Annotated in this window: 1 protein-coding gene; it reads right to left on the reverse strand. The window is 42.6% G+C overall.

From position 1 onward, the window contains the following. Nucleotides 1-674 (reverse strand): autotransporter outer membrane beta-barrel domain-containing protein (locus tag ACFILZ_RS10070; protein ID WP_375611085.1); only part of this gene is annotated, 674 nt, incomplete at both ends.

Raw genomic sequence — 674 nt, forward strand, 5'->3', positions numbered from 1 at the left:
TGCGTTTTGTTTAGCCATATCGGTTAATCCACTGTAGAAGAGAGCATTTGGCATGACCAAATAGCTTGCTGTTTGTGGTACAAGGGCAACGGTAGGGATATTTGTTTCAGGATCAGGATTTGAACCAGAATTGGAGCCAAGCAGTTCGGGTTGTAAACGGAAATCCCAGAAATTTTCATTCTTTTCATCAAAGAGGTTTTGCGCAATATCGGCTTTGCCTTGGCTTGAGTCTGGTCCATAGGCACGTAGTGTATACATATCCGGTAAGCCACCTCTTGTGGTATAGCCATTTACCAGTTTGAAAGAGTTTTCCTCTGCTTTTCCAGAAACTTGAATGAGTGAAAGCCCCCGTACATTAGGAGCAGCAGAGGTATTTGCTTGACTACTGTTCTTTTCTATGCGTCCTGTAACATAAACTGATGTGTTGCCAGAGACATCCCCATGGATCAAAAGTCTATCGGTTTTTTGATCGGCGATTGGTGCTCCATCACTCCATTGTGCGTTGAAGTAAATCTTTGCATCACCCGTTGCATTGTAGACTTCTTGCGTGTCTGGTTTACCAGAACCTATATGCAATGTTTGGTAATGATCTTCGGTTGGTTTCTCAAAAACAATGGAGCTGTTATCGAGATTAAGCACAGAAACATCAGAACGAGATCTTTGAGCGATATCAA

It is taken from the genome of Bartonella sp. AP40SXNS, assembly GCF_042195825.1.
In the GTDB taxonomy this organism is placed as follows: Bacteria; Pseudomonadota; Alphaproteobacteria; order Rhizobiales; family Rhizobiaceae; genus Bartonella.